Origin of the sequence: Chryseobacterium sp. MYb264 (assembly GCF_035974275.1) — a bacterium.
Classification (GTDB): domain Bacteria; phylum Bacteroidota; class Bacteroidia; order Flavobacteriales; family Weeksellaceae; genus Chryseobacterium.
This window is the reverse complement of record NZ_CP142422.1, coordinates 2463919-2487084: the sequence shown is the minus strand read 5'-3', so window position 1 is coordinate 2487084 and position 23166 is coordinate 2463919. Positions and strand designations below refer to the sequence as shown.

Below are 23166 nucleotides of genomic sequence, written 5' to 3'. Positions count from 1 at the left end.
AAGCTGTGTAGTGAGTAGAGTGTTCTTTTGAGTATAATAACCCTAACCAATTACCGGCAATCAACAACCAACAATCATTCATCATGTTAAAAATAGAAGAATTGGTGCATGCCTACCTACATTCTCAATGTGATTTTGAGAAAGAAACGGTGCTGACTAATCATTTTCAGGGCGATTGGGAAGCAGATATTCTTATTATTAATTCTGAAGGGTTCAGTCATGAGATTGAGATTAAGCTCTCTAAGAGTGATTTTAAAAACGATTTCAAAAAATCATATACGCATTCAGGGACCGGTGAAAAATTTTTAAAACACGATAAAATTTCCTGTGGAGATTATGTCTGCAATGCATTTAGTTTTTTACTGCCAATGGGTATGGTAGAGCACTCCATGATCCCTGAACATTGCGGAATTATTGAGTTTTATCATAATGTAGACTCCTGGGAAACCGAATTTTATATGATCCGGAAACCCAAACGTATTCATGAAGAATCTTACTGGAAGCTGAATGACAAAGACTTTTTTCTCAGGAAAATCGCTCTTACCCTTTTGCAAAAGAAAATGGAAGTGAAGGGAAAGCATGAAGAATTGATTTTTAAGAACCCTTTCGATATCAGAAAGTTGAAATAAATTAAGATGTACACTCTTTATTTTAATTAATAATATACTGTTATTGGTATTATTATTGAAATAATTTTTTTAATTTATTAGATTCTGTTGAAATTTTTAAAAGTCTGATTAATGAGAAAGATATTGAGTGTGATTTGTGTTTCATGTATTTTTACGGTGTTTTACTCCCAAGGAGCAAAGAAATCCTCAAAAAAAGTCTTGCCTTGCTATGACCTTAATGAAGTCTTGAAAGTACAGGCCACGGCTCTTTATCAACCCCATCTCAATACATCCAAAAGTTTCGGAATTCAACTTCTGAAAGATTCCAGAACCGTTCAAAAATATATCAATAATGGAAAATTCCATAAAGTGAAAAAATCGGGGAAGGGATATCGGGTTCAGAAACTGGATTATAGCAGAGCATGGATGGTTTCGAAAGCCAAGATGACGCTCGAAAGTATGGGAACAAGGTTTAGTAAGGAAACAAAAGGACATACTTTTACGGTGTCTTCCATTACCAGAACACTGGAAGATCAGTGCAGGCTCAGAAAGGTGAATTCTAACGCTTCATTGGGAATCAGTTCCCACAATTATGGAAATTCCTTTGATATTTCATATGTCAGATTTAATGATCAGCTCAGAAATAATCTTAAAATGGAGCTTGCTCTCGAAAAAGTTTTAAAATATTATGCTGCTGCGGGCAGAATTTATTATATCAAAGAAAAGCAGCAAAGCTGTTATCATGTTACGGTAAGAAATTATTAATTTAAATTCAATTTAACGTGAATAGTTGTGTACATTATTAAGTTTACATAATTTTATACACTTAATTTACCATGTAATATGACAACATTAAACAGAGACGAATTAGTACGTGCAGTTTCACAATGGAGTGCTGTATCAGAGAAGTACAACGAAGTTGAAAACCTGATCCCTACCAGCAATATTTTTGAATTTGACGCAGGTCAGATCGAGTGGCTGAAAAGCAGAAACAAAGGCAGCGAATTTTGCGCAGAAGTAGGAATTTACAACGGCGCTCTGATTCTTGCCCTATGTCCGCTTGACGAAAAAGGCTTTAAGATTGAACAGGAAGAATATCCTTTCAGTACTTTGGCAAAGTGCAGCGGGGATATTCGGCTGGTGGAAACAAAGCAGTATACCGTCGTAAAACATGCCGTTCTTTCTAATGATCTGCAGAAAATTGACGATAGTGCCAACACGTATTTTCCGGTGGCCAATGTTCCTTTGCTGGAGCAGGACAAGGTGGTAGCTGCCATCGAAAGCTGGAGAAACGAAGGGATGGACTGGTTCTATAATGAGGCCAGAAAGTATGACCAGACAAAACAGAAGAATATTTTTGAAAGATTTTATGCGCCGTCAGAGGACATCTCTTCAACTTCACAAAAAGGAGATCTGGATAAAGTAATCTGTTCGTTTGGACTCAAATATTCTGCCATTTTCCAGCAGACATTGGTAACTCTTATTTTTATTTCTTATTATAAAGATGATAAATTGGAAAGCGGAGTAGGCGCCAGTGTAGAAATGATTTCAAACACCTACGATTGGTCTAGACCTTGTCCGCCGATTTGTAAGTTATAAGACATAATGTATAATTATTTTATTATAACCTGGGGAATAACTAACTTTTTACTTCTTACTTCCTGTATTTGCGGAGGTGCGAAGTATTCTCTATTATATAAAGAAGAAAAGCAATATAATCTCTATATTGTTTTTCTTTTTATTATCGAAGCAATTACCAATATTTTAACACAGTTTTTTGATTTTCAGGATACTTCGTTTCTCTATCCCATCTACATTACTGGAGAGTTTTACCTTTTAACAACGCTTTTTGCAAGGAAGCTGAATCTGCCGAAGACAGTCTTGTATCTGATCGCTTTTCTTAGTCTGGCTTTTTTAATTACCAAATACAGTGTAGATCTTCCGCATAATGCAGATATTGTAAAAGTGGTCTCGAATATCGTGATTATGTGCCTTTCCGGTTTTGTTTTATTACAGGAAATTAAAGGCAATAAGCTCAAGAACCGTTTTTTACTGGTAGATGCCTTTGTATTTTTCTATTATGCGGTATCTGTTTTTATATTTATCATTCAAAATCAGATAGCCAATCTCAATGAAAATGATTATTACCTTCTTTTAGGAACCAATAATATTTTGTCCGGCGTCTTATATTGTTCAATCATTTATACCTTTTTAAAATTAAAGAAGTAACCCTAAATATCAATCTGCTCATTCTGATAATCGTAACGCTTGCTATTATCGTGTTTTTTATATTAATGGGTTATCGAACGTTTGTTGCAAGGATTATTCGTGAAAAAGATGCCCAGAATTTTGCAAAGATTCAACATCAGAAAAATCTGGCTTTGGAAAATATCAAAGCACAGGAAGAAGAAAGGAAAAGAATTGCCGTCATGATTCATGATGACATTGGAAATCGTTTGAATATCTTATCTTTATGGTTGAATAATCTGGATACCAAAGGAGATGAGCTCATCAAAAAAAATATTTCCGGTCAGATGTCTTCTCTTATAGATTCTGCCAGAAGCATTTCTCACTCATTATATCCGGTGAATCTGGAAACGGTGGGATTGGTTTTGTATATTGAGGAGTTAATTGCCAATTTATCCAACAGAGTAAATATTTCTCTGAGCGTCAGTCCTAAATTTCAGAGAAAAAATAAATTCATTGAAGTTCAGTTATATAGAATTATTCAGGAATGTACAACCAATGTTCTGAAGCATTCTAAAGCTACGCGGATCTGGATTTATATTAAAGATAATCAAACCTATCTTTCGGTGGTAATTTCAGATAACGGACAAAGTTTTGAATACGAAGCCGTAAAAAAAGGAATGGGAATCAAAAATATAGAATCCCGCATCAAATCGATGAATGCACAACACAAATGGAAAAATATGATCGATAAAGGAAGCCGTTTAATCATAAAAATTCCATACAATGAACTCCCAAATCAAAATAGCGCTGATAGATGATGAACAACTGATCCTCGAAGGGGTGAAGATGCTATTGTCTACAGAAAAAAATATCTCCGTTACTCTTACCTCCAATAACGGACCCGAATTTATTCAACAGCTGGAAACATTATCTCCTGAAGAATTTCCCAATATCGCATTGGTAGATGTACAAATGCAGCCTATGAATGGTTTTGAACTTGTTGAAATTCTGAAAGAAAAATATCCGGATCTGAAAATAATCATCCTATCCTCCCACTATAAAACTTCTATTTTAGGCTATATGGTGAAATTAGGAGTGGCTGCATTTCTCCCTAAAAATTCTGACAGAAAAACATTTATTGAAGCCATTACAATGGTACATAAAAATGGAGTGTTCTTTACTCAGGAAGATCACCAGATGCTGTTTTCTTATATGAACAGTTCAACAAAAAAAAGATCTCTTTTTGAAATGGAAGACGAACTTTCAGAGAGGGAAAAAGAGGTCGTAAAACTTATCTGTCAGGAATTTACCAACAATGAAATTGCAGAAAAATTATTCATTAGCCCAAGAACGGTGGAAAGCCACAGGCAGAGGGTTCTTGAAAAAATAGGCGCTAAAAATACGGTAGGCATCGTTGTTTATGCCATTATCAACAATATTTATTCGATCTCCACCAAAATATAATTCCGTAGAAATACGGAATTTTTTATTTGGTGTTTTTTACGCTATTTCTTTGCTGTTTTTCAACGTTACTTTGGGGTGTTCAATAAAAAGCAACTTCTTTCTTGAAGAATATATAAAACCACAAGGCATGAAAAATAGTATTATTTCTATCGGAGTTTTCTTCGACGGAACCGGAAATAACGGCAGAAATGCAACCTCTTCGGAAAAGCTTCGACAAAATAATGAAAGCTATTACGCTGCCGTAACAAATATTTACAAGCTTTTTGAACTTTTTAATGGCCATCAGAAATGTTATATAGAAGGAATCGGAACATTAGATGGGGCAGAAGATAGTGATTTTGCAATGGCAACATGTCTCAATCCTGAAGGATCTACCGGATATTCTTCTGAAGACAAACGTAAAAAAGCTTTTGCTTTCATTGATAACACAGTTACCGGTGAAGCTCAGGAATATCATTTTTACGTTTACGGTTTCAGCAGAGGAAGTATGCTGGCTAGAAATCTCTGCTACGAGCTGCTCCAGAAGGATTTTGGATGCAAGTCTATTATTAAAATTAAATTTTTAGGTGTTTTTGATACTGTGGAGTCTACCCCTTTTAATGATTATCAGGTTACGGTGTTGCCAGAAGTTGAAAAAGCTTTACATATTTGTGCTGTACATGAGTGCAGGTATTTTTTTCCACTAACCGGTTTTTTTGATGAATCAAAAGAGAAGGTTGATTCATTATACAGGGCAGGAGATTCAGTTCATAAAGAAATTTTTGTTCCCGGTGTTCATGCGGATGTGGGAGGTGGTTATCTCGAAGCACCACATGCGGTGTATATAACCGGAAATTATACGGATGAAGAAGCATTGGTTAAGTATATTGAAAATATCAGTGAAAACTCTCTGGACTCCAAAGGAAATAAAATCTGGGCTCACCCTTTGAAATATTATCAGACTGAAAAAGAAATGGTCTTTTCTGAGGGATATGTTGTCCGTGATTGGGTCTATAGTGATTTGTCGAAAGTTTACGGAAAACTCATGTTAACTGAAACCAATGAGCTTCAAAATGTTTTTAACACTACTTTCGATGCCTCAAATTTTGAACTTGATCCGGAAAAACATTCGTGTTTAGTTACTCTTTCAAATGAAGTTGAGAAATATACCAGAGAACTTTCCGAGGCTTTACGACCGGATTATGATTATGAAAAACTGGCGGATTATACCCACTTCTCAGCCAATTTCGGACTATATCCAAGGTCTCTACTTAGAAATAAAGAAGGACAGATGGATGCCGAATTAATCAACAGTGGGTTGAATGTCCCCGGTAACGCACAGGGCGAACTGGTCAATTCCATGGGAGCCACGCTTCGCTCAGGCGTAGATCTCATGGAAGATTCTGTTATAGATTATGCATATGCTGCCAATATCCCGAATAATGATCATTGGAGCCGTACCATATTGGTAAAGGAAAATTTTTATAATAATAAATGTTAGTACTTTTTCAGTTTTAAGTTTAGGTTAAAGGATCGCCGGTCAGGGCGATTCTTTTTTTTAAGTCATTCGCCTCCCCTGATGATAAAATTAAAATGAGCCTATGAATTTTAACAGATTCGAGTATTCATTTCTTTTTCCGTATTTTTGCACGCGAAAATTCATTACTCACTTATTAATCATTATTTAACATGCTTTCGGTTCAAGGTCTAGGATTACATCACTCGGGAAACTATCTGTTTCAAAACGTCAATTTCACCATTAAAAAGGATGATAAAATTGGGTTGGTTGGTAAAAATGGAGCGGGAAAATCCACTTTATTGAAAATGCTTTCCGGAGAAATTACTTTTTATGAAGGAAATGTAGTTCCTGAAGGAAATATTACCATCGGTTTCCTAAAACAGGATCTTGATTTTGTGAAAGGAAGAACCGTCTGGGCAGAAACGACGCAGGCTTTCGAGCAAATTAATGCATGGAAAGATGAACTGGAAGAAATCAACCATCAGTTGACGGTAAGAACCGACTATGAAAGTGATTCTTATACAGATCTTATCAACAGAATGACGGATCTGAACGACCTTTTGATGCACCATGATGCCTATAATCTGGAAGGGGATATCGAAAAGGTATTGTTCGGTCTTGGTTTTAAAGCAGATGATTTTCAAAAAATTACCGATGAATTTTCAGGAGGCTGGAGAATGAGAATTGAACTGGCAAAACTGCTTCTTCAAAAGAATGACATCATGCTTCTCGATGAGCCTACCAATCACCTGGATATGGAATCCATCATCTGGCTTGAAAACTTCCTGAAAGATTATCCTGGAGCCATTGTTCTGGTAAGTCACGATAAGCAATTCATGACCGCTGTTTGTAACCGTACCTTTGATGTGAACAACAGAAAAGTGGATGATTACAAGGCTAACTATTCAAAATATCTGATCATGCGTGAAGACCGCCGTGAAAAACTGATTCAGGCTAAAAAGAATCAGGATGCGGAGATCAAGCAAATGGAAGATAACATCAATAAATTCCGTGCAAGTGCTACCAAAGCATCTTTCGCGCAATCACTGATCAAAAAATTAGATAAAATCGAGCGTATTGAAGTGGACAACGAAGACGTTTCGAAATTCAATATCCGTTTCGTACAGTCTCAGGTTCCTGGGAAAGTTATTTTCGAAGCGGAAAATCTTGGAAAATCTTATGGTGAAAAACAAATCTTTGATGATGTAGACTTCATCGTTCAGAGAGGGGACAGAATTGCCCTTCTTGGACAAAACGGACAGGGAAAAACCACGTTGGCGAAAATTCTTGCCGGAGATATCAAAGAGTATTCTGGAAACTGGAATTTGGGTCACAATGTGAATATCGGTTACTTTGCTCAGAATCAGGAGGAAGTTTTAACACCAAATAAAACCGTTCAGGAGGAAGCTGAAGATGCGGCAACGGAAGAAACAAGACCAAGAGTTCGTGATTTGTTAGGATCTTTCCTGTTTCAGGGAGAAGCGGTAAATAAAAAGACCAAAGTACTTTCCGGAGGGGAAAGAAACCGTCTGGCACTTTGTAAATTGTTGCTGCGTCCTTTCAATACTTTGATTATGGACGAACCTACCAACCACCTGGATATTCAGTCTAAAGAGATTATCAAACTGGCACTTCAGAAGTTTGAAGGGACATTGATCGTAATTTCTCACGACAGAGAATTCCTTCAGGGACTTTGTGATAAGATTTATGAATTCCGTGATGGTAAAATGAAAGAATTCTTGGGAGATATCAACGAATATCTGGAATTCAGACAAAAGGAATCGATCAGAGAAATTTCTGCTGAAAAGGCAAAACTTCACAAAGAAGAGCCAAAAGTTGAAGAAAAAAAGGTTGAGGAAAAACCGGTTTCAACTAGTCAGTCAAATGTGATTGTCAGCAAAGAGCAGAAAAATATTCAGAATAAAATTAAAAAAGTAGAAGAACGAATTTCTGAGCTTGAAGGAAAAGTGGAAGAATTTGAAGCTTCTTTTACCAAAGAGAATCCTTCTGAAGAAACTCTTGAAAAATATAATAAAATTAAAGAAGATCTTGATCTTGCTTTGCAGGAATGGGAACATTTGGGTTCTCAGCTGAATTAATTTTAAAATAATAAATGCTTCGACGAACTCAGCATGACATCGCGAAAAATTATTGCTATTAAAAACAGTTAGTATGAGCAGTGTCACGCTGAGGTTTTCGAAACATTTCAAAGATAATTCATAATCTTTGTAACAAAAAAACAATCCATTCTACACATTAGTAAAAGCATTTTAATTCATATTTAAGGTAAAACTTAAATTATTTTTATAATTTTGACGAATGATTTTTAAAGAAAGCAGAAATCTGAAAAGTTTTATCTCCAAGCTCTTGTTTGGGATTTACTTTATTGCGCTGTTTTCTCAAAATTTTCACAATCACAGTTCTGAAGAAGTTTTCAAAAATTTCAGTTTCAAAAAAACAGAACACAAAATGTCTAATGATGTAGTGAAAGAAAAAGCCGGAGACTGTCTGGCTTGTCACTTCTTAGCTACCGGACATACCTTGGTTCCTGAAGAATTTTCTTTTCATTTCGAAGCTTACACGCATGAAGTGGAACAGATCATCGCTGTTCAGGAAAAAATATGGTCTCAGACTAAATTTACCTTTCAACTTCGCGGTCCGCCCGCACTTTCATAATTTTTTAAGATTCTTTTTTGGCTTTAATTAGGTTTAAAGTTCATTGTACTTCGTTGAATTTTTCAAATGGATAATTTTGAATTCATCATTTGATATTTGTAAAGATGATCATAATTTATTTTATTTCCTGCTTTACATTATTCATCAATACAATAGCTTTAATGAAAATTAATTAGCCTTAAATTTCACATTTTTTACGAAATGTATCTTTTACAGGTACACAATCTATCTATTTAACAATGAAATTGATTTATAGTGTAATGCTTATTCTTTGTGGATTTGCATTGACAAACGCACAGCAAACCTTTACCGTACAAGGAACTGTTCAGGATTTTCATGACAAAACAGCATTGGAAAATGCCGTTGTGAAAATTGGTGACTTCACCACAAAAACAGGAAAAAACGGTAAGTTTTCTTTCAATAAAATTCCTGCGGGAAAATATATACTCATTGCTAAGCATCCTGATTGTAATGATTATACTGAAAATATAGGAGTCAATCAGGATATGCACTTAGCAATTACCCTTGAACATCATGTTGAGGATATTGAGGTCGTAACATTGCACGGAAACCACACAAAGAGTGGTTCTGTAATTATAAAAACGCTGGATAAAGCTGATATTGAAAGAAATTCTACCGAAAATTTGGGGAATTTACTTTCGAGAATATCGGGAGTTACCGCGCTTAAAACTGGAAATAATATCACAAAACCTGTGATTCACGGGTTATACGGAAGCCGTATCGCTGTCTTGAATAACGGTGTGAAAATGGCAGAACAGGAATGGGGTGTAGAGCACGCTCCGAATGTAGATGTTAATGATTTTGAGCATATTGATGTCATTAAAGGAGCTTCTGCATTAAAATACGGAAGTGATGCTGTAGGAGGAGTTGTCGTTCTGGAACCTGCTGTTTTACCTAAAAAAGATACCGTGATGGGAAGTATAAAACTTTCCGGTATTTCTAACGGTAGAGGGGGTGAAATTGCTGCCAATGCTGCTAAAACCTGGAAAAACCAATGGTATGTAAAGACCGGAGGAAGTTATAAAAAATTAGGGGATCTTTATATTCCTCACCATACGTTGCAAAATACGGGTGCGGAGGTAAATTCTTTTAACTTCTCTTTTGGAAATCATGGTTTTATGCAAGGGTTTGATGTTTCGTACAGCGGTATTAATCAGGAGTTTGGTATCTTTAAAGGAGCGCATTTGGGAAGTCCTTTAGATTTCAGAAATGCTATTAAATTCGGACAGCCTTATTATCTGGATGATTTCAGTTATGATATTGTGAATCCTAAACAAGAGGTAGAACATCATATCGCGAAGTTATCTGCTTATAAGCGTTTTGAGAATTTTGGAAAGGTAAGTTTTCAATACAGCTTTCAGTTGAACCGTCGTAAAGAATACGATATCAGAAGGGGTGAACTTAATGAACTTCCATCTATGGATTTAAGGTTGATCACACATTCAGCGAGTGTAACTCACCTTTTGGAAAGAGGAAACTGGAGTTTGGAAAGCGGTCTTTCGGCAGGTTTTCAGGATAATTATCCGAATCCGGCAACAAAAGCAAGACGTTTAATTCCTGATTATTATAAATATGATGCAGGTGCTTTTTCTGTATTCAAATATAAATTCAGTTCAAAATTAAATGCTGAAGCGGGGGCGAGATATGATTTCAGCAGATATGATTCTTATAAATATTATGATGCAAAAGACTGGAATGAGAAATTTGCAAGTCGTTATCCTCAGTTCTTTGTGAAAGAGGTAGACAGCAGAATTTTAACCCGTCCAATTTTAGATTATCATAATTTTTCCGCCAATGTGGGATTGAATTATAAGCCGAATAATAATTTTGAATTAAAATTAAACCTTTCCAGAGCAGACAGAACGCCGAATCCGGCAGAGCTTTTTTCTGATGGTCTTCACCATTCTGCTGCGATTATTGAGGAAGGAGATTTATCAATTCAAAAAGAAACGTTGTATAATGCGAGCCTTTCATTAGCAGGAAAATTCAATGTTTTGAAAGGGTTGCATATTGAGGTGAATCCTTATTATATGATGTCGGATAGTTTTATCAATCAGGTTCCGACGGGGATTGAGTCTTCTAACAGAGGGGTTTTCCCGGTGTGGAGCTATCAGCAAATCAAGGCCAGAATTTTTGGAATTGATGCCGATGCAGAACTTAATATTCTTGATAATTTAAAATGGAATACAAGTTTCAGCGCTCTGAAAGCGGATGATCTAACTCATGACGAACCTTTGATCCTAATGATGCCGGCAAATCTTCGAAATGCGGTGGAATTTAAATTAAATACCCCGAAAAATTTCTATATAAGATTGGAAAATGAAAATGTGTTCAGGCAAAACCGTTTTCCGATCAGAAATCAGAATGTAGATTTTATTGAAGACGCAACGGCGAAATCTGAAGAGCTTGATCTGAGCACTCCTCCTGCTGCCTACAGTATTTTCCACGCGTCTGTGGGTGCAGACCTATTCAAGAATCTGAATCTTAATTTCAGAATCAACAACATTTTTAATACAGAGTATCGCGAATATCTTAACAGACTAAGATATTTTATGCCGGAATCCGGTAGAAACTTTATCGTTACTCTGAAATACAACTTCTAAATTATTAAAACTTTAAAATTAAATTTAAAATGAAAAAATTATTCAATATAACACTATTACTTTTAGCTGCAGCTTTTATTTTGTCATGTAGAAACGGGGATGATGATATTCCTGAAGATATCCACGAGCACGATGAGATCGGAAAAGTAGTTTTAACGCTAACCAATAAAGCTGACGCTACCGATGTTCAGACTTTAAATGTAATCGGAGGAGTTGCAGATGGTCACCTTCATTTACACCAGGGAGATACGTATGTTGCGGTGTTAGATTTCCAGATCAAGCATGATGATCATTACCATTCTTCAGACGAAATTGAAGAGGAAAAAGATCACCACTTCATTACATTTAATCCTGCTGATGCTGATATTAAAGTAATCAGAGCTACCGATGATATCGTAAGAACAGACGGACAGAGATTAGGAATGAAAACAGAATGGACGATTACTTCTGTAGCTTCTACAGGAAAAATGAATATTAAATTGATTCACGCGCCTACTTCTGTTAATCAAAATTATCCTTCTGCTTCAAACCAACTAGGTCAGACCGTTGGTGGAGAAAGTGATGTTGATATTACAGTGGATGCACACTAAAATAATAACTTCATATTAATAAAGGAAACCATCGAAAATTTTTCGATGGTTTTTTATTTAACATTATTTAGCTTTTATGTTGACTTTAAATGAGTGATTTTCATAAAATTTTTATATTTTTGCAACCTAAAATTTTAATCAATAATGAAGGTTACTGCAAAAAACCATGATGATGTAAGTGCATTGCTTACAGTAACATTGGAAAAATCTGACTATAAGGAAAAAGTTGAAAAACAATTGATTAATTATGCTAAAAATGCGCAAGTTCCTGGATTCAGAAAAGGGAAAGTGCCTTTGAGTATGGTTAGAAAACAATATGAAGCAGGAATTGCTTTCGAAGAAATCAACAAACAGGTTTCTGATGCGTTGAACGGGTATGTTAACGATAACAAACTAAGACTAGTAGGTCAGCCGGTTCCTCAGCCAGTAAACGAATTAAATTACAATGCTGATCAAATTGAAGTGGCTTTCGAGGTTGGATACGAGCCTGAATTCACTATCGATTTAGCTAAATATGAAGCGCCTCACTACAAAGTAGAAGCTTCTGAAAAAGAAATCAACAAGAGTATTGAGAACATGCAGAAGCGTTTCGCAGAGCAGGCTCCTCAAGAAAAAATCAATAAAGATTCTTACATTGCTTTAGAAGTTTCTCAGGTTGTGGAAGAAGATGCTGAAGGAGAGCACAACCACCATCCAAAGAATGTTACCATTAACGCTGAAAACAAAGAAGCTTTCAAATTGGTAAAATCTTTGAAAATGGACGGTTCTGTAAAAGTTTCTAAAGAAACTCTAGCGGAAAACGAAGAATTGGCTAAAGAATTAGGATTCTCTAAAGAAGAAGCTGAGCACTTACACCACGCTGAAGTTGAAGTGAAAGTTAAAGATTTCTATGGTCTTAACCTCGCTGAGCTTAACCAGGAATTGTTCGATAAAGTATACGGAGAAGGAAACATCAAAACTGAAGACGAGCTTAAAGAAAAAGTGAAGTCTGAGCTAGATGAGTACTTCCAGCAAAATGCTGATGTACACTTTGTAAACAAAGTATTGGAGCAGGTTTCTGAAAAAGAAGAAGTAACACTTCCTGAAACTTTCTTAGTAAAATGGTTACAGTTCTCTAACCAGAATATCCAGTCTGAAGAGCAGGCTAGAGAAATTCTTGAAGCTGAGAAAAACCAGTTGAAATATCAGATCATCGAAGGTAAATTGATGACTGAAAACGAAATTCAATTAGACTATGCTGACGTATTGGCGCAAGCTGAGCAGTTAGTAAGAAACCAATTGGCTATCTACGGAATCCACCACTTAGGTGATGAGGAAATCCAAAAATATGCAGTTGAAATGTTGAAAGACCAAGAGCAGGTAAGACAAATTTCTTCTGAAGTGGCTATGGCTAAACTGAAAGATGTAATTCTTGAAAAAGCAACTAAAAAGGAAACTGCAATTTCTCACGACGAGTTTTTGGAAGAACTTAAAAAATAATGTATTGAGATATAAATATTTCAGAACCACCAATTTTTTTGGTGGTTTTTTTGTGCTTGAAAAGCAATTTATCTTTTACATTTTTTATATTTACAGTTATAAATAATGTATATGAAAAAAATAATCATACCGTTCTTTTGTGCCCTGCTTATTTCCACTGCGGCAGAAGCACAGCAAACAGCAACAAATGCCGCAAAAACAGAGGCTAAACAATCAAAGCTTACCTCTAAGGAAGTTATTGATAACTACCTCAAGGCGCTTGGAGGAAAAGAAAAACTCGAGGCTGTAAAAACAACTATTACAGATAATACACTTTCTGTCCAGGGAATGGAATTTACCATGTCTACAAAAAAAATGGGCAACAAATTCAAATCTGAACAAAAAGTAATGGGGCAAACCATGACTCAGCTTTTTGATGGCGAAAAAGGATATTTTGATCAGGGAGGACAGAAAAATATGATCCCTGCGGATAAAGTTGGGGAGTTAAAAAAAGGGAAAGCTATCGAAGCGCTGGGCTACGACGCTGCCAATTTTAAAAAAGTGATGGTAGAAAAACTGGACGGAAAAGAGTATAACGTTCTGTCTTCGGACAAAGGTCAGCATTATTTCGATGCTGCTACAGGGTTACTCTATAAATCGAGCTCTAAAGAGGGAACAGCAGTGATTAAAAGCTATATGACGGTAGATGGGATTAAATTCCCTGAAGAAATAGAAGCAGAAGGAAACGGACAGAAAATTAATATCAAAACAACAAAAATTGTGATTAATTCTGGTGTTTCAGATGTCGATTTTAAAGGATAATATCAACGTGTGACAAAAAAAATAAAACCGCAGAGAAGTCTGCGGTTTTTTATTCTTTAAGAGCAACTTAACTAGGGAAAAGTAAAAAATAGGATGGTAAAACTAATACTCTTACCTATCGAGGTTCATCACCGGGTACTTGGCTAAAGAAGTTTAATACCATTTTATCTTTGAAATTTCCATTAAATTATTTACTCCTTCGAGGGTTGTAACATCATTGAATATGTATACATCGGGTGTCAACCTACGCTACTCATATTTAACCCTTTCAGGGGTTTTTAAGCTAAATTCAAAAAACAGTATAATTTCAATTCATGACTTCACCCAGTTGGCTCTTTTTACTTTTACTTTTTCACTTTTTTTAGCTAAGAACCATATTCATTTTTCCATTCATCGGCAACTTCACTTAAGACACCGTAGAATTCTTCACCATACTTCCTGATTAAAGGGGTCTTCAGGAATTTGTAAATGGGAACCTGTAGCTCTTTTCCCAGGGTGCAGGCATCATTACAAACATTCCATTCATGATAATTTAAAGCCGTAAAAGTAGAGTATTCATTCACCCGGATAGGGTAGAGGTGACAAGAAATAGGTTTCTGCCAATCCACAGCACCATCCTCGTAGGCTTTTTCAATTCCGCATTTGGTAATTCCCTTATCATCAAATGTTACATACGCACATTCACGGTTGTCTACCATCGGGGTAACATACATTCCGTCCATCGGATCAGTAGTCCAGGTTCCGATTTCTTCGATGGATTTTATGCCTTCCTGGGTAAGGTACGGCTTGATTTTATCAAAGATAGTATCTAAGATCTCAAGCTCGTTTTTATCCAACGGAGCCCCAACGTCTCCCTCCACGCAACATGCCCCCTTACATTTTGAAAGGTTGCATACAAACTCTTCGGAAAAAATATCCTCAGAAATTAATTTATCGTCAATCTGAATCATAATCTAAAAAAAATCAAAATAAGTATCAATTTTAAAGGCAACTAAACTAAAAATAATAAGCCAGACACCCACTTCCTGCATCCAGTATTTCGGTAAAAACTTCATCATTCTGCTGATAATAATCGTAGACGGAAAAGCAAGAAGAAGTAAATATTCATAACTGCTATTCATATACAGAATAATGGTAACAAGCTGTGCCAGCGAAAAGACCAGTAAAAAGGTATATTTATACCGGCTTATCGGGCTCTTTTTATTGTAATTTTTAAAATGGTCATAGATCGCGTACACCAGAAGCAGTACAATCGGAATTAAAGGTGAAATATCACTGTAATCTGTAACAACCTTCATGTTCCCGAAAGGTAAATAATCAGGATTCCATGTCGTGAAGTCCAAAAAATACATGATCGAAAAGTAGCTGAACGCAATTAAAATAATCCCCAGCAGAAATCTGAAAAGATTGAGCGCAATTCTTTCAGAAGTTGCAATAACGTGTACTATTACAAAGAGAGCCATGGGCCATGTCGTCGGAAGAAAAATAAAATTCAGTGCCACAATAGAGCCTACTAAAACATAAGATTTTTTTCTTATGTCTTCATTAGTACTCGTTAAAAGCAGCAGAAGAAAAGAATTGGTCAATAGCGAAACGGCAATCCCGATATCTAAATTTCCCGGATATAATCCAAAAATAAAAAATGTATACAGAAATAACGGCAGGTGAGTCTGATAACTCAAGGCAATATTGTGAAAACAAAAATATCCCAAAGCAATTCCCAGAAAAGTAATTCCTGCAACAATAGCTTCGTAGGTGTTGAAATTCAGTATGTTAAATAATATTACTACTAAAAGAAGAAAACCAATATAAACAGGAATTGAAAAAATATTGCTTTCTTTTGAAAGTAATTTAAACATTTTTTATAAATTTGTACAAAGTTAATTTAAAAAAGGAAAATAATGACGTCTTTCTTTCTATTCTTAAGCAAAGTTTTCAAATGGTCTTTCGGCTTTTTCGAAACTTTCGGAAATGTTTTAAACTGGATCTTATTTGCTGTTTGCTGTGTGATGTTCACCTATTGGTGTTATGTATTGGTAGCAACACTGGGCGGTGATAAAGATAAAGACTATTATTCTCCAACGGAAGGTAAGCACCCTTACTACGATCCGAATATCTACAAAAAAGAAGGTTAATTAATTGGTTATATAGTAAAAAACCGATCAAAATATATATTTTGGTCGGTTTTTTTATGTTGCTAATTGCCTAATTGCTGTTTTCGTGAATAGGAAGTACAACCACCGGAACCGGAGAGTTTTTTGTGATCCCCTTTGTTAGGCTTCCAATGAATACATCATAGATTTCGCTTCTTCCGTGCGAACCCATCACAATAAAATCCGCATTTTTTTCCTGGGTATATTCCAGGATAATGTCTTTGGCAATACCCTGTTTTAGCATGTGCTCACAGTCGATATCATGGGCCAGAATTTTCTGTTCGATTTTATTGAGCTGTACCAGTTCCTCACGAATTTCATTTTCTTCCACTTCAGGAAAATACTGAAATCCCATGTCACCAATGGCAAAACCAATGTCTGACGGAGCCACGTGGATCAGAAAAATTTTACCGTTTACCTGCTTTGCAAATTGTACTGCACCTTCTACAAGCTGTTCTGTTTTGTCCCCAAAATCTACGGGTAGTATAATGTTTACCATAACCTTTAGTTTTGTGTATTAAAGATAGGAAAATTATGCCAAAGCGAAGGTGAAATCCCTATAATATTCGGATGTCAAGAATCTTTTCATCTTCAAGATAAGCTTCCAGAACATCATTCTCATTCACTTTTCCTACCCCTTTTGGTGTTCCGGTAAAGATAAGGTCACCCACTCTCAACGTAAAGTATTGTGAAACAAATGCAATGATGTCGTCAATGGTAAAGATCATGTCTTTGGTATTGCCGTCCTGTACTTTTTCCTTGTTCTTTAGTAATGAAAAGTGAAGCGATTCCAAATTGTAACTTTCCTTTTTAAAGAAATTTCCAACCACGGCCGAACCGTCAAAACCTTTCGCCAGTTCCCAGGGCAAACCTTTAGATTTCAATTCACTTTGAAGATCTCTGGCCGTAAAATCTATTCCAAGTCCAATTTCTTCATAATGTTTATAAGCCGTTTCTTTCTGAATATATTTTCCCCCTTTGGAGATCTTCACCACCACTTCCAGTTCATAATGAACATCGTTAGAAAATTCAGGAATATAAAAATCATTTCCCTTCAAAACTGCCGTATCAGGCTTCATGAAGATCACCGGCTTTTCAGGAATTTCGTTTCCTAATTCTTTCGCGTGCTCGCTGTAATTTCTTCCTATGCAGAGTATTTTCATATTTTTTTATGTCATTGCGAGAAGAAGCAATCTCGCTGTTATTATTTATTTTTTTTAGAGCTTTTTCCCGCTTTCCGCTGTATCTTTTGTTTCGCTGCGCTGCACAAAAGGATGCCGCTGCAATCGGGGCTAGGATTTTGGTGTGTTATTTCAATATTTTGTAATAACCACAAAGTTTGTCATCCTGAAAGGATCTAGGCAAGAATCTTCCAAATTATATTTCTAATATTAGGCTCAGATCCTTTCAGGATGATAGGTGTACTGCTCATTTGCTGAATAAAACTTCCGGCCTTCATCCTCAATCTTCCTTTCTTTCGCAGTATCAATGCACAAACTCATTCCCACAATAATAGCAAATGAACTTATGGCTTTTCAGAATAGAAACCCCAAAGAAGCTCGTTGCGCTATCATCTCTGTAAATATGATTGGAACCACATTTCGGACAAACAAAATCAAATTCCGGGCTTTCAATCGTATGTTCTACTTCCAGAGAAAATTCTTCATTTTCCCTGTAGTCTTCCAGTACTTTTTTAGCTTTTTCCAAATCTTCATCGAAAACCTGTAGCTGAATGCCGCCCACCGCCTGAGAAAGCAACCAATCCGACTGAATCAGCTGTTCATTAGCAATAAAGCTGTTGATGCCACTTTCAGCCAGAATCTGCTTGTCTCTGTTGGCCTGAAGAGCCGTTTCGTAAAATTTAAATGTAACCAGCTCGCTCATATTTTAAAATTTACTTGAAAGTTGAATTTTAGTCAGAACTTTTTTCGTATAAAGAGGGAAATCAGCGTTTTGCAACCATCCGAAATAGCCTAAGTCTTTCTGAAAAACAGCTTTTACAGCCTGTCCTTTATATTTTCCGAAGTTGAAAACCTCTTCGTTTTTATCGTTGTAGCCGATGAATCCTGCCAAGTCGGCATTTTTATTATGAAAGGTAAATTCACTTAATGCCGCAATTTCATTCGGAATGTCATCATATTTCCCGATTTGGGCGTCTAACACTTCGAAAGTCGCCATTACATCAGCTTCTGCGGAGTGGGCATTTTCCAATGTTTTTCCACAGTAAAACTGATAAGCAGCTCCAAGGTTTCTAGGTTCTTTTTTATGGAAAATTGTTTGGGCATCTACTAATTTAAATTTACTTAAATCAAAATCCATTTCCACTCTCAATAACTCTTCTGCCAATAAAGGAACATCAAATCGGTTTGAATTGAAACCTCCCAAGTCAGCACCAGCAATCATTTCCATTACTTTTGATGCAATTTCCCTGAAAGTAGGAGCGTCTTTTATATCTTCATCATAAATCCCGTGAATCTCGCTGCTTTCTTTCGGAATAGGCATTTCGGGATTCACTCTCCATGTTTTACTCTCTCTCGATGCATCCGGATTTACTTTTAAAATACAGATCTCCACAATTCTGTCTTTTCCGATATTGGTTCCTGTTGTTTCTAAATCAAAGATACAAAGAGGTTTATGTAATTTTAAGTTCATTTCTAATAATTTGAAAATGTGTTAATTTGATCATTTGAAAATGTTTTCAGGGAAAATTTTCAGGCTCCCATCATCCATCTTCCAGCCCATTACAGCTGTTTCTGAAATATAATTGATACTAATATATAATAAATAACAAGCATAGGAATTCCTACGATCTGGAATATTGCTAAAATAGCAATTCCGCCTCCTAAAAGTACAATTTTGGAATAATTATCCTGTAGTTTTTTCGATTTAAATTTCATCGCCATCATTTTTACCGGACTGATCAGAAGCCATGACGTAAGAAGGGTTAATGCGATCAACAATGCAGCGTTTTCAAATAAAAAGCTGAAGGCATTCATTTCTTTAAAAGCATAATATAATCCGAATAATAAAACAGTGTTCGTCGGCGTATTTAAGCCTTTAAAATAATATCGCTGTTCTTCATCAAGATTAAAAATAGCCAATCTTAAACATGAAAATACGGTAACAATTAAACCGATATATTTAATCTCAAAAAATAAATTGATTCCTAATATTTCACTTCCGAAAGGTTCCAAAGCTTTGAACATTGTCAGCCCGGGAATAACTCCGAAACTCACCATATCTGCCAAAGAATCCAGCTGAAGCCCAAGGTTTGAATTGGATTTTACTGCTCTTGCCACAAAACCGTCGAAAAAATCAAAAATAGAGGAAAGAATCAGACAAATTGCAGTCGTTTGATAATCTCCCAAGATCAGATGAATGGCTCCCACACATCCTGCAAAAAGATTTCCTAAGGTTAAGGCATTCGCCAGATTATTTTTTATAAAATTCATGTTATTTTTCTGTAAGTTTTAAATTTAACTTTCTCAGTTGAAATATAATTCCAAAAAAAGAAAAAAATGCCGTAATTACCGTAAAAAGTAAAGACGCAGATACTGAAATGGAAGGATTGAAATCAAAGTATTTCGAAGCCTGAAGAAACAGCATTTCCCGAACTCCGATTCCGGCAAAAGAAATGAGACTCAATACAGAACTTCCTAAAAAAGTAACGGTATAGATCGTGAAATTATCATTCATACCCAAGCTTTTCATGATCAAAATAAAGCAAATTACCTGTAAAAGCTGAACAATGATCGATAATGAAAATGATTTAAAGAAAATTCCAGTGTAGGTTGAAAATATTTTTTTGGTCAGAAAATAGGTAAACGCAATTCCCGCCAGAATCAAAATAATAATCAGCCAAAGCCATTTAATTTCAAACAAAAATGCTGCTGAAAATAAAATCAGGACACAGATTGCTAAAAGACCACTCAATCGGTCGTTGAAAAGAGCAGACGTGATTTTTTTTGCGCCCCAGCCAAATTTTTTATTCAGAATATATACTTTGTATGCATCACCGCCAATTCCCCCGGGAATGAAGAAATTGTAGAACATTCCCAAAAAGTAAAGTTCCAGATTACTTCTGAAATCCAGGTTGAAATTATTTGAATGAAAATAAAATTCAAGTCTTTTTGTGGATAAAACCTGTGAAGCCAAAAAGAAAATCGCTGCCAAAATAACGTATCCTACGTGTAAAGTAGACCAAAGTTTGGCCACATCGCGAAACGGTATTTTTTTGAAAACAAAATACAATAAGGCAACGCTGACCAGAATTTTTACCGCATTGATCAGAATTTTTTTAAGCTTTGCTTTCTCCAAAATTTGTAATTTTTCTGATATTGAAAGGTCGTTTGCTTTGAGATTCGTAGTAGGTTTTCATCAACATATCAATAATAATACCGGTGGTGAAAAACTGAATTCCGATGAAGGCTAAAAGCACACCTAAAATTAATAAAGGTCGGCCGCCGATATCGTGTCCCATTAGTTTTACGATGAAAAGGTAAGTGTTGATCAGCATTCCAAGTACGAAAGCTGCCAAACCGATATTTCCGAAAAGATAAATGGGTTTTGAAAGATATTTTTGATTGAATAAAACCAAAAGCAGGTCATTGATTACCTTAAACGTCCTGTTCATCCCGTATTTTGAAACACCAAACTGTCTTGCGTGGTGCTTTACCGGCATTTCGGCAATTCTCGCTCCGTTTAAATGCGCCATTAAGCTGATGAAACGGTGGTTTTCACCATATAGATTCAGATCTTTTGCCGTCTCATTAGTAAACACTTTCAAGGCACAACCCTGATCTGAAATATTAAGTTTTGTTGATCTTTTAATAATAAAATTGGCAATTCGGGAAGGAATGGTTCTCACAGAAGAGTCTTTTCTTTTCTGACGTTTTCCTACCACCAAATCGTAATCTCCACTTTCAAGAAGGTCTACCATCGCGGGAATATCGCTTGGATCATTCTGCAGATCTCCATCCAGTGTAATCACATAATCGCCCGTTGCATAATCGAAACCGGCCATCATCGCTGAACTCTGACCATAATTTTTCTTCAGCTGGATCAACACTACATTTGGATCATTTTTTTCATTAATTTCTTTCACAGTGCCGTCTTTTGAATTGTCATCAATCAGAATCAATTCATATGGATAGCCGTTCATGGCTTCACGGATGCGATCGATAAGCAGTCCGGCATTACCTTCTTCATTATACATTGGGATGACCAGAGAGTAAAATTTATTATGATCCATTCAGTTTATATTGATTTATTAAATTTGCATAGAAATGCTTTTGCAAAAATACTAAAAAACTATCTTTCAGATGAATCAAAATCAACTGCTGTGGCCGAGTCAAATTTTATTTCTATATATCGGTTTTTCAATAGTTTATGTCTCAGGTTTGTTTATTCCTTTAATGGAGAACGATTCTGCACAACATGCATCCATGGCAATGAGAATGGCTTTGGACAACGATTTTCTGAACATTATGAAGGGAGATTCTCCTTATCTGGACAAGCCGCACATGCATTTTTGGCTGGCGGCGATTTCCATGAAAATGTTTGGGATCAGTCATATCGCTTATAGAATTCCGGCTTTACTATGCCTTGCTTTGGGGGCTTTTTCAACAAAGAAGCTCACGGAGCAGCTCTATAGCAACCCTAATATGGGGAGCGTGGCTTCCTTGATTTTTCTTTCAGCGCAAACGATTATTCTTTCGGCACACGATGTAAGAACAGATGCGGTTTTAACCGGATTTATCATTTTTTCTTTGTGGCAGTTTATAAAATTTATTAAAACTCAGAATATTCTTAATGTTATTTTTGCAGGATTGGGTACGGCGATGGCATTTTCCTCCAAAGGATTAATGGCCATCGTGATCATTGGATTCTGTGTTTTTGCTTATTTATTGTATTCAAGAGAATGGAAAAAATTCTTTAATTTTAAAATAATCATTGCTGCCGTAAGCTTTATCGTCGGTATTTTACCGGTTTTATATGCTTATCATCATCAGTTTGGGGAAGAGGGAATTCGTTTTATTTTATTTAATCAAAGTGTGAACAGGTTAACGGCTTCAGGATTTGAAGAAACAAGTCCGGATTATTCTTTCTTTTTCCATACTTTATTATGGGCGTTTTTACCGTTTTCATTGGCTTTTTATGTTGGAGTTTTTGAAAAATCAGCATTTTTTATTAAAAACAGATTCAGAAAAATCGAAGGAGCAGAGTTTTTAACTGTAGGTGGATTCTGGCTGGTGATGTTACTTTTTTCGGCTTCCAAATTTAAACTTCCTCATTATTTAAATGGTTTAATTGCTGTGTTGGCTGTTTTTACCGCCGCTTATTTATTTGATATTTTTAAACGGAATAATTTAAAGAAGATCAAAGTTTTGTATATCATTCAATTGGTGGTGGTTTTCGGAACTTTATTGGGCGTTGGTTTGCTGACCTATTTTTTCACTGGTGCTGATAATGTGGTGATGTATATCGTAGCGGCTCTGATTTTTATTTATTTAATGATGATCATTTTCAGGAAAGAAAATCTGTTCAAGAAGTATGTTTTCATGTCTTTGGTTTTCGCGGTTGGAGTCAATATTTTTCTGAATACACAGTTTTATCCTGTTCTTACCCAATATCAGGGGAGTTATAAACTGGCACAACGTGTGAATAACGAAAGGATAGCAAAGGATAGAATTTTTGCAACGGAAGGCTCTGAATCCTGGGCTTTTGATTTTTACACCAAAAGAAATACTCCAAGAACGAATATAGATAAGCTGAAAAAGGGGGATTATTTTGTTATTTATAAAGATGTTTTACAATCGGTAAAAAGGAATTATAAAATTGTTTTGCAGGAAAATGATTACCGGATTACAAGACTTTCCTTGAAATTTCTAAATCCTAAAACACGACCTGAACAGTTTGATACCATCTATTTGATTCAAATATTAGATTAAACGCTGCGCTGTTTAGCAAGTGTTTGAATTTAAAAAGTGGTACATCAATTGTTATATATACTCAGGATAATAAAAATTTTTGTTTGTTTAAAATTAATTTATACTTTTAGCAGAGAATAGACAACAGAAATAT

Annotated in this window: 24 protein-coding genes; 15 read left to right on the top strand and 9 right to left on the bottom strand. The window is 35.7% G+C overall.

What is annotated here, in order from left to right:
* Positions 1-83: 83 nt before the first annotated feature.
* From VUJ46_RS10645 to VUJ46_RS10585, 13 genes are all read left to right on the top strand, one after another.
* On the top strand, positions 84-629 hold the full coding sequence (locus tag VUJ46_RS10645; protein ID WP_326984958.1) for a hypothetical protein: 546 nt from the start codon (positions 84-86) through the stop codon (positions 627-629).
* A gap of 111 nt (positions 630-740) precedes the next feature.
* Positions 741-1373: a DUF5715 family protein gene (locus VUJ46_RS10640; RefSeq protein ID WP_326984957.1), complete on the top strand. Its 633-nt coding sequence runs from the start codon at positions 741-743 to the stop codon at positions 1371-1373.
* A 78-nt stretch (positions 1374-1451) separates the two neighbouring features.
* On the top strand, positions 1452-2207 hold the full coding sequence (locus tag VUJ46_RS10635; RefSeq protein WP_326984956.1) for a hypothetical protein: 756 nt from the start codon (positions 1452-1454) through the stop codon (positions 2205-2207).
* A 6-nt stretch (positions 2208-2213) separates the two neighbouring features.
* Positions 2214-2837 (top strand): hypothetical protein, encoded by a 624-nt coding sequence (locus VUJ46_RS10630; RefSeq protein WP_326984955.1) that lies wholly within the window; start codon positions 2214-2216, stop codon positions 2835-2837.
* 50 nt (positions 2838-2887) lie between these two features.
* Entirely contained in the window at positions 2888-3616 is a 729-nt protein-coding gene (locus tag VUJ46_RS10625; RefSeq protein WP_326984954.1) for a sensor histidine kinase, read from the top strand.
* Positions 3582-4262, top strand: a complete 681-nt coding sequence (locus VUJ46_RS10620) for a response regulator transcription factor (protein WP_326984953.1) — start codon at positions 3582-3584, stop codon at positions 4260-4262. Before VUJ46_RS10625 ends, VUJ46_RS10620 begins: the two co-directional genes overlap by 35 nt.
* Positions 4263-4389: 127 nt before the next feature.
* Entirely contained in the window at positions 4390-5742 is a 1353-nt protein-coding gene (locus tag VUJ46_RS10615) for a T6SS phospholipase effector Tle1-like catalytic domain-containing protein (RefSeq protein WP_326984952.1), read from the top strand.
* Between the two features lie 188 nt (positions 5743-5930).
* A complete protein-coding gene (locus VUJ46_RS10610; protein WP_326984951.1) occupies positions 5931-7859 on the top strand; it encodes an ABC-F family ATP-binding cassette domain-containing protein in 1929 nt (642 codons plus the stop codon).
* A 220-nt stretch (positions 7860-8079) separates the two neighbouring features.
* The gene (locus VUJ46_RS10605; protein ID WP_326984950.1) at positions 8080-8436 is read left to right on the top strand and encodes a hypothetical protein; all 357 of its coding nucleotides are present in this window, start codon (positions 8080-8082) and stop codon (positions 8434-8436) included.
* Between the two features lie 239 nt (positions 8437-8675).
* Positions 8676-11060: a TonB-dependent receptor gene (locus tag VUJ46_RS10600; RefSeq protein ID WP_326984949.1), complete on the top strand. Its 2385-nt coding sequence runs from the start codon at positions 8676-8678 to the stop codon at positions 11058-11060.
* A gap of 29 nt (positions 11061-11089) precedes the next feature.
* The gene (locus tag VUJ46_RS10595; RefSeq protein ID WP_326984948.1) at positions 11090-11650 is read left to right on the top strand and encodes a hypothetical protein; all 561 of its coding nucleotides are present in this window, start codon (positions 11090-11092) and stop codon (positions 11648-11650) included.
* A gap of 144 nt (positions 11651-11794) precedes the next feature.
* Positions 11795-13129, top strand: coding sequence for a trigger factor (locus tag VUJ46_RS10590; RefSeq protein ID WP_326984947.1), 1335 nt, complete (start codon positions 11795-11797; stop codon positions 13127-13129).
* Positions 13130-13240: 111 nt separating this feature from the next.
* Positions 13241-13930, top strand: coding sequence for a hypothetical protein (locus VUJ46_RS10585; protein WP_326984946.1), 690 nt, complete (start codon positions 13241-13243; stop codon positions 13928-13930).
* A 365-nt stretch (positions 13931-14295) separates the two neighbouring features.
* On the opposite strand, the gene VUJ46_RS10580 is transcribed toward VUJ46_RS10585, so the two are convergent.
* Complete coding sequence (locus tag VUJ46_RS10580) at positions 14296-14880, bottom strand: DUF3109 family protein (RefSeq protein ID WP_326984945.1); 585 nt, start codon at positions 14878-14880, stop codon at positions 14296-14298.
* 3 nt (positions 14881-14883) lie between these two features.
* Complete coding sequence (locus tag VUJ46_RS10575) at positions 14884-15789, bottom strand: DUF6427 family protein (protein ID WP_326984944.1); 906 nt, start codon at positions 15787-15789, stop codon at positions 14884-14886.
* A gap of 42 nt (positions 15790-15831) precedes the next feature.
* Between VUJ46_RS10575 and VUJ46_RS10570 the strand changes: the two genes are divergently transcribed.
* Positions 15832-16065, top strand: a complete 234-nt coding sequence (locus VUJ46_RS10570) for a DUF6341 family protein (RefSeq protein ID WP_326984943.1) — start codon at positions 15832-15834, stop codon at positions 16063-16065.
* Positions 16066-16135: 70 nt separating this feature from the next.
* On the opposite strand, the gene VUJ46_RS10565 is transcribed toward VUJ46_RS10570, so the two are convergent.
* From VUJ46_RS10565 to VUJ46_RS10535, 7 genes are all read right to left on the bottom strand, one after another.
* Positions 16136-16582 carry a universal stress protein gene (locus tag VUJ46_RS10565; RefSeq protein ID WP_326984942.1) on the bottom strand — a complete coding sequence of 149 codons (447 nt, stop codon included), beginning with the start codon at positions 16580-16582 and terminating at the stop codon, positions 16136-16138.
* 58 nt (positions 16583-16640) lie between these two features.
* Positions 16641-17246, bottom strand: a complete 606-nt coding sequence (locus VUJ46_RS10560) for a fumarylacetoacetate hydrolase family protein (RefSeq protein WP_326984941.1) — start codon at positions 17244-17246, stop codon at positions 16641-16643.
* A gap of 322 nt (positions 17247-17568) precedes the next feature.
* Positions 17569-17967 (bottom strand): putative signal transducing protein, encoded by a 399-nt coding sequence (locus tag VUJ46_RS10555; RefSeq protein WP_326984940.1) that lies wholly within the window; start codon positions 17965-17967, stop codon positions 17569-17571.
* A 3-nt stretch (positions 17968-17970) separates the two neighbouring features.
* Positions 17971-18735, bottom strand: a complete 765-nt coding sequence (locus VUJ46_RS10550) for an exonuclease domain-containing protein (RefSeq protein ID WP_326984939.1) — start codon at positions 18733-18735, stop codon at positions 17971-17973.
* A gap of 89 nt (positions 18736-18824) precedes the next feature.
* A complete protein-coding gene (locus VUJ46_RS10545) occupies positions 18825-19535 on the bottom strand; it encodes a CDP-alcohol phosphatidyltransferase family protein (RefSeq protein WP_326984938.1) in 711 nt (236 codons plus the stop codon).
* Position 19536: 1 nt separating this feature from the next.
* Complete coding sequence (locus VUJ46_RS10540; RefSeq protein ID WP_326984937.1) at positions 19537-20400, bottom strand: lysylphosphatidylglycerol synthase transmembrane domain-containing protein; 864 nt, start codon at positions 20398-20400, stop codon at positions 19537-19539.
* Positions 20381-21334: a glycosyltransferase family 2 protein gene (locus tag VUJ46_RS10535; protein WP_326984936.1), complete on the bottom strand. Its 954-nt coding sequence runs from the start codon at positions 21332-21334 to the stop codon at positions 20381-20383. The genes VUJ46_RS10540 and VUJ46_RS10535 overlap by 20 nt, the downstream gene beginning before the upstream one ends.
* 70 nt (positions 21335-21404) lie before the next feature.
* Between VUJ46_RS10535 and VUJ46_RS10530 the strand changes: the two genes are divergently transcribed.
* Positions 21405-23033 carry an ArnT family glycosyltransferase gene (locus VUJ46_RS10530; RefSeq protein ID WP_326984935.1) on the top strand — a complete coding sequence of 543 codons (1629 nt, stop codon included), beginning with the start codon at positions 21405-21407 and terminating at the stop codon, positions 23031-23033.
* Positions 23034-23166: the final 133 nt, after the last annotated feature.

Coding starts and splice junctions, on each gene's coding strand:
- VUJ46_RS10600 (WP_326984949.1), top strand. CDS start 8,676: ATGAAATTGATTTATAGTGTAATGCTTATTCTTTGTGGATTTGCATTG.
- VUJ46_RS10645 (WP_326984958.1), top strand. CDS start 84: ATGTTAAAAATAGAAGAATTGGTGCATGCCTACCTACATTCTCAATGT.
- VUJ46_RS10550 (WP_326984939.1), bottom strand. CDS start 18,735: ATGAACTTAAAATTACATAAACCTCTTTGTATCTTTGATTTAGAAACA.
- VUJ46_RS10595 (WP_326984948.1), top strand. CDS start 11,090: ATGAAAAAATTATTCAATATAACACTATTACTTTTAGCTGCAGCTTTT.
- VUJ46_RS10640 (WP_326984957.1), top strand. CDS start 741: ATGAGAAAGATATTGAGTGTGATTTGTGTTTCATGTATTTTTACGGTG.
- VUJ46_RS10580 (WP_326984945.1), bottom strand. CDS start 14,880: ATGATTCAGATTGACGATAAATTAATTTCTGAGGATATTTTTTCCGAA.
- VUJ46_RS10570 (WP_326984943.1), top strand. CDS start 15,832: ATGACGTCTTTCTTTCTATTCTTAAGCAAAGTTTTCAAATGGTCTTTC.
- VUJ46_RS10605 (WP_326984950.1), top strand. CDS start 8,080: ATGATTTTTAAAGAAAGCAGAAATCTGAAAAGTTTTATCTCCAAGCTC.
- VUJ46_RS10615 (WP_326984952.1), top strand. CDS start 4,390: ATGAAAAATAGTATTATTTCTATCGGAGTTTTCTTCGACGGAACCGGA.
- VUJ46_RS10535 (WP_326984936.1), bottom strand. CDS start 21,334: ATGGATCATAATAAATTTTACTCTCTGGTCATCCCAATGTATAATGAA.
- VUJ46_RS10530 (WP_326984935.1), top strand. CDS start 21,405: ATGAATCAAAATCAACTGCTGTGGCCGAGTCAAATTTTATTTCTATAT.
- VUJ46_RS10555 (WP_326984940.1), bottom strand. CDS start 17,967: ATGAGCGAGCTGGTTACATTTAAATTTTACGAAACGGCTCTTCAGGCC.
- VUJ46_RS10545 (WP_326984938.1), bottom strand. CDS start 19,535: ATGAATTTTATAAAAAATAATCTGGCGAATGCCTTAACCTTAGGAAAT.
- VUJ46_RS10590 (WP_326984947.1), top strand. CDS start 11,795: ATGAAGGTTACTGCAAAAAACCATGATGATGTAAGTGCATTGCTTACA.
- VUJ46_RS10565 (WP_326984942.1), bottom strand. CDS start 16,582: ATGGTAAACATTATACTACCCGTAGATTTTGGGGACAAAACAGAACAG.
- VUJ46_RS10635 (WP_326984956.1), top strand. CDS start 1,452: ATGACAACATTAAACAGAGACGAATTAGTACGTGCAGTTTCACAATGG.
- VUJ46_RS10610 (WP_326984951.1), top strand. CDS start 5,931: ATGCTTTCGGTTCAAGGTCTAGGATTACATCACTCGGGAAACTATCTG.
- VUJ46_RS10630 (WP_326984955.1), top strand. CDS start 2,214: ATGTATAATTATTTTATTATAACCTGGGGAATAACTAACTTTTTACTT.
- VUJ46_RS10560 (WP_326984941.1), bottom strand. CDS start 17,246: ATGAAAATACTCTGCATAGGAAGAAATTACAGCGAGCACGCGAAAGAA.
- VUJ46_RS10620 (WP_326984953.1), top strand. CDS start 3,582: ATGAACTCCCAAATCAAAATAGCGCTGATAGATGATGAACAACTGATC.
- VUJ46_RS10575 (WP_326984944.1), bottom strand. CDS start 15,789: ATGTTTAAATTACTTTCAAAAGAAAGCAATATTTTTTCAATTCCTGTT.
- VUJ46_RS10585 (WP_326984946.1), top strand. CDS start 13,241: ATGAAAAAAATAATCATACCGTTCTTTTGTGCCCTGCTTATTTCCACT.